The organism is Streptomyces apricus, assembly GCF_008369065.1.
Taxonomy (GTDB): Bacteria; Actinomycetota; Actinomycetes; order Streptomycetales; family Streptomycetaceae; genus Streptomyces; species Streptomyces apricus.
The window spans coordinates 433,360-441,137 of record NZ_VDFC01000047.1; the positions used below are offsets into that span (position 1 = coordinate 433,360).

Sequence of the window (7,778 nt, forward strand, 5' to 3'; positions counted from 1 at the left end):
ACCGCGGACCGCCGGCCGCGGGGACGGGGCGCCGGGCGCTCACTCGGCGTCCCCCAGGCCGCTCAGCACCGTCTCGGCGCGCTCCAGGGCGCCCTCCTCGACCTCCAGGTCGGGGGTGATGCCGCGGCCGTCCACCGCGCGCCCCGAGGGGGTGCGGTAGTGCCCGACGGTCAGCTCGGCGACGGAGCCGTCGGGCAGCCGGCTCGGCATCTGGACCGAGCCCTTGCCGAAGGTCCTGGAGCCCACCACGACCGCGCGGCCGCGGTCCTGGAGGCTGCCGGTGAGCAGCTCGGCCGCGCTCATCGTGCCGCCGTCGACGAGCGCGACCAGGGGTCTGGCGGTGTCGCCGCCGGGATCGGCGTGCAGGGCCCGCTGGTCGCCGTCCACGTCGTACGTGGCCACCAGGCCGCCGTCGAGGAAGGCGGAGGCGGCGGTGACGGCCTCGGTGACCAGGCCGCCGGAGTTGCCCCGCAGGTCCAGGACGATGCCCTCGTCCGCGGGCGCGTCGGCCACGGCGGTCCGCACGAGGTCCCCGGAGCCCTTGGTGAAGGCGGCGACCCCGATCACGGTCGCGCCGTCCGGCAGCTCGCGCACGGTCACGGAGTCGGTGGACAGCCGCGCGCGGCGCAGGGTCTCGCTCCACGCGCGCGTGCCGCGCTGCAGTCCCAGGGAGACGGTGGTGCCCGCGTCGGCGCCGGTGGCGTCGCCCCGCAGCAGCGAGACGACCTCCGTGACGGGCCTGCCGTCCACCCGGCGGCCGTCGACGCTGCGCAGCCGGTCGCCCTTGTGGATGCCGGCGGTCTCGGCGGGCGACCCGGACCGGACCCGGGTCACCTCGATGCGGCCGTCGCGCTCGCGCCGGGCCCACAGGCCGACGCCGGTGTACCGGCCGTCGAGGGCGTCCTCGAACTCCTCGTACTCGCCCTGGGAGTAGACGGCGCCCCAGCGGTCGCCGCTGCGGCTGACGGCGCGCTCGGCGGCCTCCACGGGGGACTTCCCGTCGGCCATCGCGTCCGCGGCGGCGTCGGCGACGTCCTCCCGGTGGCCGGCCTCGGCGGTGCGGACCGGCGGGGAGGCGGATTTCCGGCCGGGGCCGTCGAACGAGCCGGTCGCGGCGCCGGCCGCGAGGACGCTCGTGAAGACCAACGTCAGGGCCGCCCCGCGGCGGATGCGGCGGGGCTGACAGAACAGGTCGCGGCCTGACATGCGGGTGAGTCTAGGACAACGAAAAGGTCCGTACCGGCCGTTGCCGGTACGGACCCCGTTGGCATGTGTCACACCTTCAAGTACTTGCGCAACGCGAAGAACGCGGCCAGCGCGGGCATCAGGAGGCTCGTGGCGAGGATGAGCGGCAGCTTCGTCAGGACGGCGTCCCAGCCGATGAAGTTGATCAGGTTCAGCTTCTCGGACAGGGCCAGGCCGTGGTCGATGATGAAGTACCGCGCGATCAGCAGGAAGGCGCAGGCGACGCCGCCGCCGATGAGGCCTGCGACCGCGGCCTCCATGATGAACGGCGCCTGGATGTAGAAGCCCGAGGCGCCCACCAGGCGCATGATCCCGGTCTCGCGCCGGCGGCTGAACGCGGAGACGCGCACCGTGTTGACGATGAGCATCAGCGCGACGACGAGCATCATCGCCATCACCGCGCGCGCCGCCCAGTTCATGCCGTTGAGCAGCTCGAAGAGGTTGTCGAGGATGCCCTTCTGGTCCTGCACGGACTGCACGCCGTCCCGGCCGTCGAAGGCGGTCGCGATGACCTGGTACTTCTCCGGGTCCTTCAGCTTGATGCGGAAGGACTCCTGCATCTGGTCCGGGGTGAGCGAGGCCGCCAGCGGGGAGTCGCCGAACTGCTCCTTGTAGTGCTTGTACGCCTCGTCGCTGGTCTCGTGCGTGATGGTGTCGACGACCGGCATCTTGTCCAGGTCGGTCTGGATCTGCTTGCGCTGCTCGCTGGTGATCGCCCCCTTGGCGCAGTTGGGGTCGGACTCCGCGTCGCTCTTGTTGCAGAGGAAGATCGAGACGTTGACCTTGTCGTACCAGTACCCCTTCATCGAGTTCACCTGGTCGCTCATCAGGAGCGAGCCGCCGAACAGGGCGAGGGACAGGGCGACGGAGACGATGACCGCGAAGGTCATCGTCAGATTGCGGCGGAGACCTACACCGATCTCCGACAGGACGAACTGGGCGCGCATGGCGTCTTCTCAGGCCTTTCCGTGGACGGACGCGGGGGGCTCGCGGTCAGTGCTGATAGCCGTAGACGCCGCGCGCCTGGTCGCGGACGAGACGCCCCTTCTCCAGCTCGATGACGCGCTTGCGCATCTGGTCCACGATGTTCTGGTCGTGCGTCGCCATCACGACGGTGGTGCCGGTCCGGTTGATCCGGTCGAGCAGCTTCATGATGCCGACGGAGGTCTGCGGGTCCAGGTTTCCGGTGGGCTCGTCCGCGATCAGCAGCTTGGGCCGGTTCACGAACGCCCTCGCGATGGCCACCCGCTGCTGCTCACCGCCGGACAGCTCGCCGGGCATCCGGTCCTCCTTGCCGCCGAGCCCGACGAGGTCGAGCACCTGCGGCACGGACTTGCGGATCTCGCCCTTGGACTTGCCGATCACCTCCTGCGCGAAGGCGACGTTCTCGGCGACCGTCTTGTTGGGCAGCAGGCGGAAGTCCTGGAACACGGTCCCCAGCTGGCGGCGCATCTGCGGCACCTTCCAGTTGGAGATGCGCGCGAGGTCCTTGCCCAGTACGTGCACCTGCCCCTGGCTGGCCCGCTCCTCACGGAGGATCAGCCGCAGGAAGGTGGACTTCCCGGAACCGGAGGACCCCACCAGGAACACGAACTCGCCGCGCTCCACCTCCAGGGAGACGTCCCGGAGGGCGGGGTGGGTCTGCTTGGCGTAGACCTTGGACACGTTGTCGAATCGGATCACGGATGCACCACAGGCCGTCGGGGGATATCGGGCTGGACGAGCGTGACCATACGCGACCCGGGCACACCGGCGCAGTCGCCGGGACGGGTTGCAGAAGGGTTGTGCGCATTTGTACCGGGGCACCTTAAGAAGGGGACCCGGTCCCGCCCCGTCCGTGCCCCGTCAGGGGCGCGGGGAACTGCGCGACCAGCCCCCACCCACCCGCAGCCGCGCACGCTCCCAGGGGGCACCCCCACAAGGCGCCCGGGCCCCCTGCAAGGGAACCCGCGCAGCCTCCGGAGGAACCTGGCACAGTGGAGGGGGAACGTATCCGTCCCCGAGAGCGTTGTGTACGTGGAACCGGTGCAAGGAGGGCGAGCGCATGACGTACGACCGGCTGGTGTGCGCGAACTGTGCCGCGCCCGTGAGCGAGGGCCGCTGCCCCGTCTGCCGCGCGAACCGCGAGCGACTGCAGCAGGAGGGCCCCTTCGGGGGGCTCAACCCCATGGCCCTGATCGCCCTGCTGGCCGTCCTGATAGCGGCGGTGGCCCTGCTGGCCCACCAGACCGCGTAGGAGACGCACCTCACACGGCCGCGAAGCGCAGGCGCAGAGCCCTGCGAGTACAGAGCCTGCGGGCACAGAGCATGAGAAAGGGCCCGGAGCTGTTCGCTCCGGGCCCTTCCCAGGTCCTACGGCGTCAGGCTGCGGCGCCGCGGTTGTCCATCAGGCGCGGCAGCATGCGGAAGCCGATGCCACCGGCGATCATCGTGGCGGCGCCGATCAGCAGGTACGTGATGTTCTCGGCGGCGCCGGTCTCGGCGAGCTCGCCGCCGGTGCCCTGCGCGGAGGTGTCCGAGCCCGAGCCGGTGTCGGTCAGGCTCTCCTTGCCCTGACCCTGCTCGACGGGCTTGGAGCCGGCGTTGTCGGGGTTGGTGTCGTTGCCGCCACCACCGTTGCCGCCGCCKCCGTTGCCGTTGCCGTTGTCGCCGCCACCGCCGTTGCCGCCGCCGTTCCCGTTGCCCGGGGTGGTCGGGTTCTCGGTGGGCTCCTCGGTGGGCTCGGTCGGCTCCTCCGTGGGTTCGGTGGGCTCCTCCGTGGGCTCCGTCGGCTCCTCGGTGGGCTCCGTCGGGATCTCCGTCGGCTCCTCGGTGGGAGGCGGGGTGGTCGGGTCCGTCGGGTCGTCGTCGGCGTCGATGCCGACACCGACGTTCAGGCCACCCACGTTGGCACTGACGTCGAGTGCCGAAGCGGCACCGGCGGCGGTCAGTGAGGCGCCGGCGGCGATCACCGCACCGGCCGCTATCCGCGCGATCCGGATGCGCGTCTTCTTGGTCATCTGGTTGCTACCCCCAGTAGGTCATCGTCAGTGGTGCAGCGTCCGGAGCGGCGACCGCGGGACGGCTCGGCAGAGCCTCCGGTTCACACGCGCCCCAGAAATACGCATGCCGCGCGTCAGCCTTCCCACTTTTCAAAGCAACGTCAAGGTCGTTGCGACCGCGATGTCCAGATCACGCTCTTTTGACCGGCACAGTGTCATGTGAGTGTGATGTAAAACCCACGCATCACCCAACAGAAAGGGCAACTCCCTTCCGGTGAAAGGGAGTTGCCCTGTCGACAAAGCGACGTGCGCGAATGTCGCCTTACTTCTCCTGCTGCTTGCGCCAGCGAATTCCGGCCTCCAGGAATCCGTCGATCTCCCCGTTGAAGACGGCCTCGGGGTTGCCGACCTCGCAGTCGGTGCGCAGGTCCTTGACCATCTGGTACGGGTGCAGGACGTACGAGCGCATCTGGTTGCCCCAGGAATTGCCCCCGTCGCCCTTGAGCGCGTCCATCTTGGCCTGGTCCTCCTGGCGGCGCCGCTCCAGCAGCTTGGCCTGGAGGACGTTCATCGCGGTCGCCTTGTTCTGGATCTGCGACCGCTCGTTCTGGCAGGAGACGACGATGCCCGTCGGGATGTGGGTCAGGCGGACCGCGGAGTCGGTCGTGTTGACGCCCTGGCCGCCGGGGCCGGAGGAGCGGTACACGTCCACGCGCAGCTCGGACTCGTCGATCTCGACGTGGTCGGTCTGCTCGACGACGGGCAGCACCTCCACACCGGCGAACGAGGTCTGGCGGCGACCCTGGTTGTCGAAGGGCGAGATCCGGACGAGGCGGTGCGTGCCCTGCTCGACCGAGAGCGTCCCGTAGGCGTACGGCACCTGGACGGCGAAGGTGGTCGACTTGATGCCGGCCTCCTCCGCGTACGAGGTCTCGTAGATCTCCGTCTTGTAGCCGTGCTGCTCGGCCCAGCGCAGGTACATGCGCTGCAGCTTCTCGGCGAAGTCCGCGGCGTCGACGCCACCGGCCTCGGCGCGGATGTTGACGAGGGCCTCGCGGGAGTCGTACTCGCCGGACAGGAGCGTACGGACCTCCATCTCGTCCAGCGCCTTCCGGACGGCGGCGAGCTCGGTCTCGGCCTCGGCACGGGTGTCCGGGTCGTCCTCCTCCTCGGCCATCTCGAAGAGCACGCCGAGGTCGTCGATGCGCCCGCGGAGGGTCTCGGCCTTGCGCACCTCCGCCTGGAGGTGGCTCAGCTTGCTGGTGATCTTCTGCGCCGCTTCGGGGTCGTCCCACAGGGACGGTGCCGCCGCCTGCTCCTCCAGCACAGCGATGTCTGCCCTCAGTTTGTCGAGGTCCAGGACGGCCTCGATCGACTCCATGGTCGAGGAGAGGGACTTGAGCTCTTCGGAAACATCGACGACTGCCACGCCCCCAGCGTAACGGCTCCGCCGACTTGCCCGGGGTAGAGGTGCGGGCCCGGTGGGGGCGGGCCGCGCAGTTCCCCGCGCCCCTAGGTACCTAGGGGCGCCCGCGGAGCGCGCGCCGTGCCGAGCGCGCCCCCGGCCAGCTCGTCCGGCCCCGGCACCCGCATCGACGTGTGCGTGTCCCGGTTCGAGTCCGGCTTGGCGCCGGGCACCAGCGGCACGGCGCCCCGCCGCACCCGCTCCCGCGGAGCCTCCGGCTCGGCCGCCGTCGCCGCCGACGGCGACGCGTCCTCGTCGTGGTCGCCGGCCGGCTCCCCGTCCGGCTCGTCCACGTCCAGCGGCGGCATCCCGGCGAGCAGCGGCAGCTGCTCGCGCAGCCGCTCCCCCAGCTCGGACGCCCGCAGCCGGGACGCCGGCGCCTTGGCCAGGCACTGCACGAGCAGCTGCCACAGCTCCTCGGGGATGCCGGGCAGCGGGACGACGGTCTCGGTGACGTGCCGCCGCAGCACCGCCCCCGGATGCCCGCCGCCGAAGGGGGTGAACCCGGCGAGGAGCTCGTAGAGCACGGTCGCGAGGGCGTAGATGTCGACGGCCGCCCGCGGCGGGAGCCCTTCGATGATCTCGGGCGCCAGGTAGTCCGGCGTGCCGATGATCTTCGTCGCGCGGGTCCGCCGCGGTGAGTCGATGAGCTTGGCGACGCCGAAGTCGGTGAGCAGCGCGGGGTGCGAGCCACCGGGTCCGAGCGGGCCCTGCATGTCGAGCAGCACGTTCTCGGGCTTCACGTCCCGGTGCACGACCCCCGCCGCGTGCGCCGCGGCCAGCCCGTCCGCGACGTCGGCCACGATCGCGACGGCCGCCTCGGGCGCGAGGCGGCGCTCCCGGTCGAGCCGGGTGCGCAGGTCGGTGCCGCGGACGAGGTCCATGACGAGGGCGAGGTCGTTGCCGTCGACGACGAGGTCCCGCACCGAGACGACGTGCGGGTGGTCGAGGCCCAGCAGGGCCGTCCGCTCCTGGACGAACCGCCCCACCAGCTCCTGGTCGGACGCCAGGTCCTCGCGCAGCAGCTTGATGGCGACGGGGCCCTCGGGACCGTCACCCAGCCACACCGTGCCGGCGCTGCCCCGCCCCAGGATCTGGTTCGCGGTGTACCGGCTGCCGATCTTCCGTACCAAGACTGCTCCTACGGGCGCGTGTTGGCGACAAAACTACGCGCCCGGAGCACCAACCTTCACTTCGGCGACGGAAATCACCCGCCAGGTGTCGACAAATCCCCGGAACCGTGAGGACGATTCCGGGGACGACGGGGGAGCAATCCCCCGAAAACGGCTACTGGCCGGTCGCGCCGCCGAGGTCCTTGACCCAGCCGGAGACGGTGCCGATCCAGTCCGACAGCTGCTCCCAGTACCCCTTGGACGTGCCGATCCAGCCCTGGAGCGGGCTGAACTCCCAGATCGCCCAGCCGGCCGCGACCAGGATGACGAGCGTGAACAGGCACCCCTTGAGGCAGCCGAGCCCGGGGATCTTCATCGGGTTGGCACCGCGCTGCCGGGGCGGCCTGGGTTCCCGGGGCTCGCGCGGCGGCCGCGGCGCGGGCTGCTGGGGCTGCTGCGGCGCGGGGGCGTACCGCTGCTGCTGCGGCTGGGGCTGGTAGGGCTGCTGGGGGGCGTACCCCTGCTGGTAGCCCTGCTGCTGCCCTTGCTGTCCCTGCGGGTAGCCGTAGCCGGACTGCTGGTTGCGCGGCTGCCGGCGCTGGGGCTCGGGCTGCCGGCGCGGGGGCTGCTGCGGCTGGTTCTGCGGCGGGCGGGCGACCTGGCGCTGCGGGCGGCGGCGCAGCGGGTCCTCGTTCGGGTCGAGGTACGACTGCACCTGCGTCGCCTCGTTGCGGTCGCGGGCCGCGCGCAGCTGGTTCTGCCAGGGGTGCGGGTCCTCGGGGCCCGCCCCGGGCTGGTCCGGCGGCACCGGCGGCATCACCGCGGTCGGGTCGGCCGCGCCGCGGTGCGGCAGGACGGCGGTGGGGTCCGCGGCGCCCGCGCCCGCACCGGCGCCAGCGTGCGGCAGGACGCTGGTCGCGCCGTTCGGGTCGTAGGAGGCGGCGCCCTGCGGGAGCACCTGGGTGGGGTCGGCGG

At 71.5% G+C, this 7,778-nt stretch carries 6 protein-coding genes and 2 pseudogenes; 1 reads left to right on the forward strand and 7 read right to left on the reverse strand.

From position 1 onward, the window contains the following. Positions 1-39: 39 nt before the first annotated feature. From FGF04_RS28365 to ftsE, 3 genes are all read right to left on the reverse strand, one after another. Positions 40-1,206: a S41 family peptidase gene (locus tag FGF04_RS28365; protein ID WP_149514168.1), complete on the reverse strand. Its 1,167-nt coding sequence runs from the start codon at positions 1,204-1,206 to the stop codon at positions 40-42. A gap of 68 nt (positions 1,207-1,274) precedes the next feature. After that, positions 1,275-2,192: a permease-like cell division protein FtsX gene (ftsX, locus tag FGF04_RS28370; RefSeq protein ID WP_149514169.1), complete on the reverse strand. Its 918-nt coding sequence runs from the start codon at positions 2,190-2,192 to the stop codon at positions 1,275-1,277. 46 nt (positions 2,193-2,238) lie between these two features. Beyond that, on the reverse strand, positions 2,239-2,928 hold the full coding sequence (gene ftsE, locus FGF04_RS28375; RefSeq protein WP_149514170.1) for a cell division ATP-binding protein FtsE: 690 nt from the start codon (positions 2,926-2,928) through the stop codon (positions 2,239-2,241). Positions 2,929-3,289: 361 nt separating this feature from the next. On the opposite strand from ftsE, the gene FGF04_RS28380 reads away from it, so the two are divergent. Further along, a complete protein-coding gene (locus FGF04_RS28380) occupies positions 3,290-3,481 on the forward strand; it encodes a hypothetical protein (protein WP_149514171.1) in 192 nt (63 codons plus the stop codon). A 124-nt stretch (positions 3,482-3,605) separates the two neighbouring features. Here FGF04_RS28380 and FGF04_RS28385 read toward each other — a convergent pair whose 3' ends face one another. From FGF04_RS28385 to FGF04_RS41330, 4 genes and pseudogenes are all read right to left on the reverse strand, one after another. After that, the gene (locus FGF04_RS28385; RefSeq protein ID WP_149514172.1) at positions 3,606-4,244 is read right to left on the reverse strand and encodes an LPXTG cell wall anchor domain-containing protein; all 639 of its coding nucleotides are present in this window, start codon (positions 4,242-4,244) and stop codon (positions 3,606-3,608) included. A gap of 304 nt (positions 4,245-4,548) precedes the next feature. Further along, positions 4,549-5,655, reverse strand: a complete 1,107-nt coding sequence (gene prfB / locus FGF04_RS28390; protein ID WP_149514173.1) for a peptide chain release factor 2 — start codon at positions 5,653-5,655, stop codon at positions 4,549-4,551. Between the two features lie 98 nt (positions 5,656-5,753). Further along, a pseudogene (locus FGF04_RS28395) lies at positions 5,754-6,824 on the reverse strand (serine/threonine-protein kinase); the annotation flags it as partial. 154 nt (positions 6,825-6,978) lie between these two features. Continuing rightward, a pseudogene (locus tag FGF04_RS41330) lies at positions 6,979-7,778 on the reverse strand (serine/threonine protein kinase); the annotation flags it as partial.

Coding starts and splice junctions, on each gene's coding strand:
- FGF04_RS28365 (WP_149514168.1), bottom strand. CDS start 1,206: ATGTCAGGCCGCGACCTGTTCTGTCAGCCCCGCCGCATCCGCCGCGGG.
- ftsX (WP_149514169.1), bottom strand. CDS start 2,192: ATGCGCGCCCAGTTCGTCCTGTCGGAGATCGGTGTAGGTCTCCGCCGC.
- FGF04_RS28380 (WP_149514171.1), top strand. CDS start 3,290: ATGACGTACGACCGGCTGGTGTGCGCGAACTGTGCCGCGCCCGTGAGC.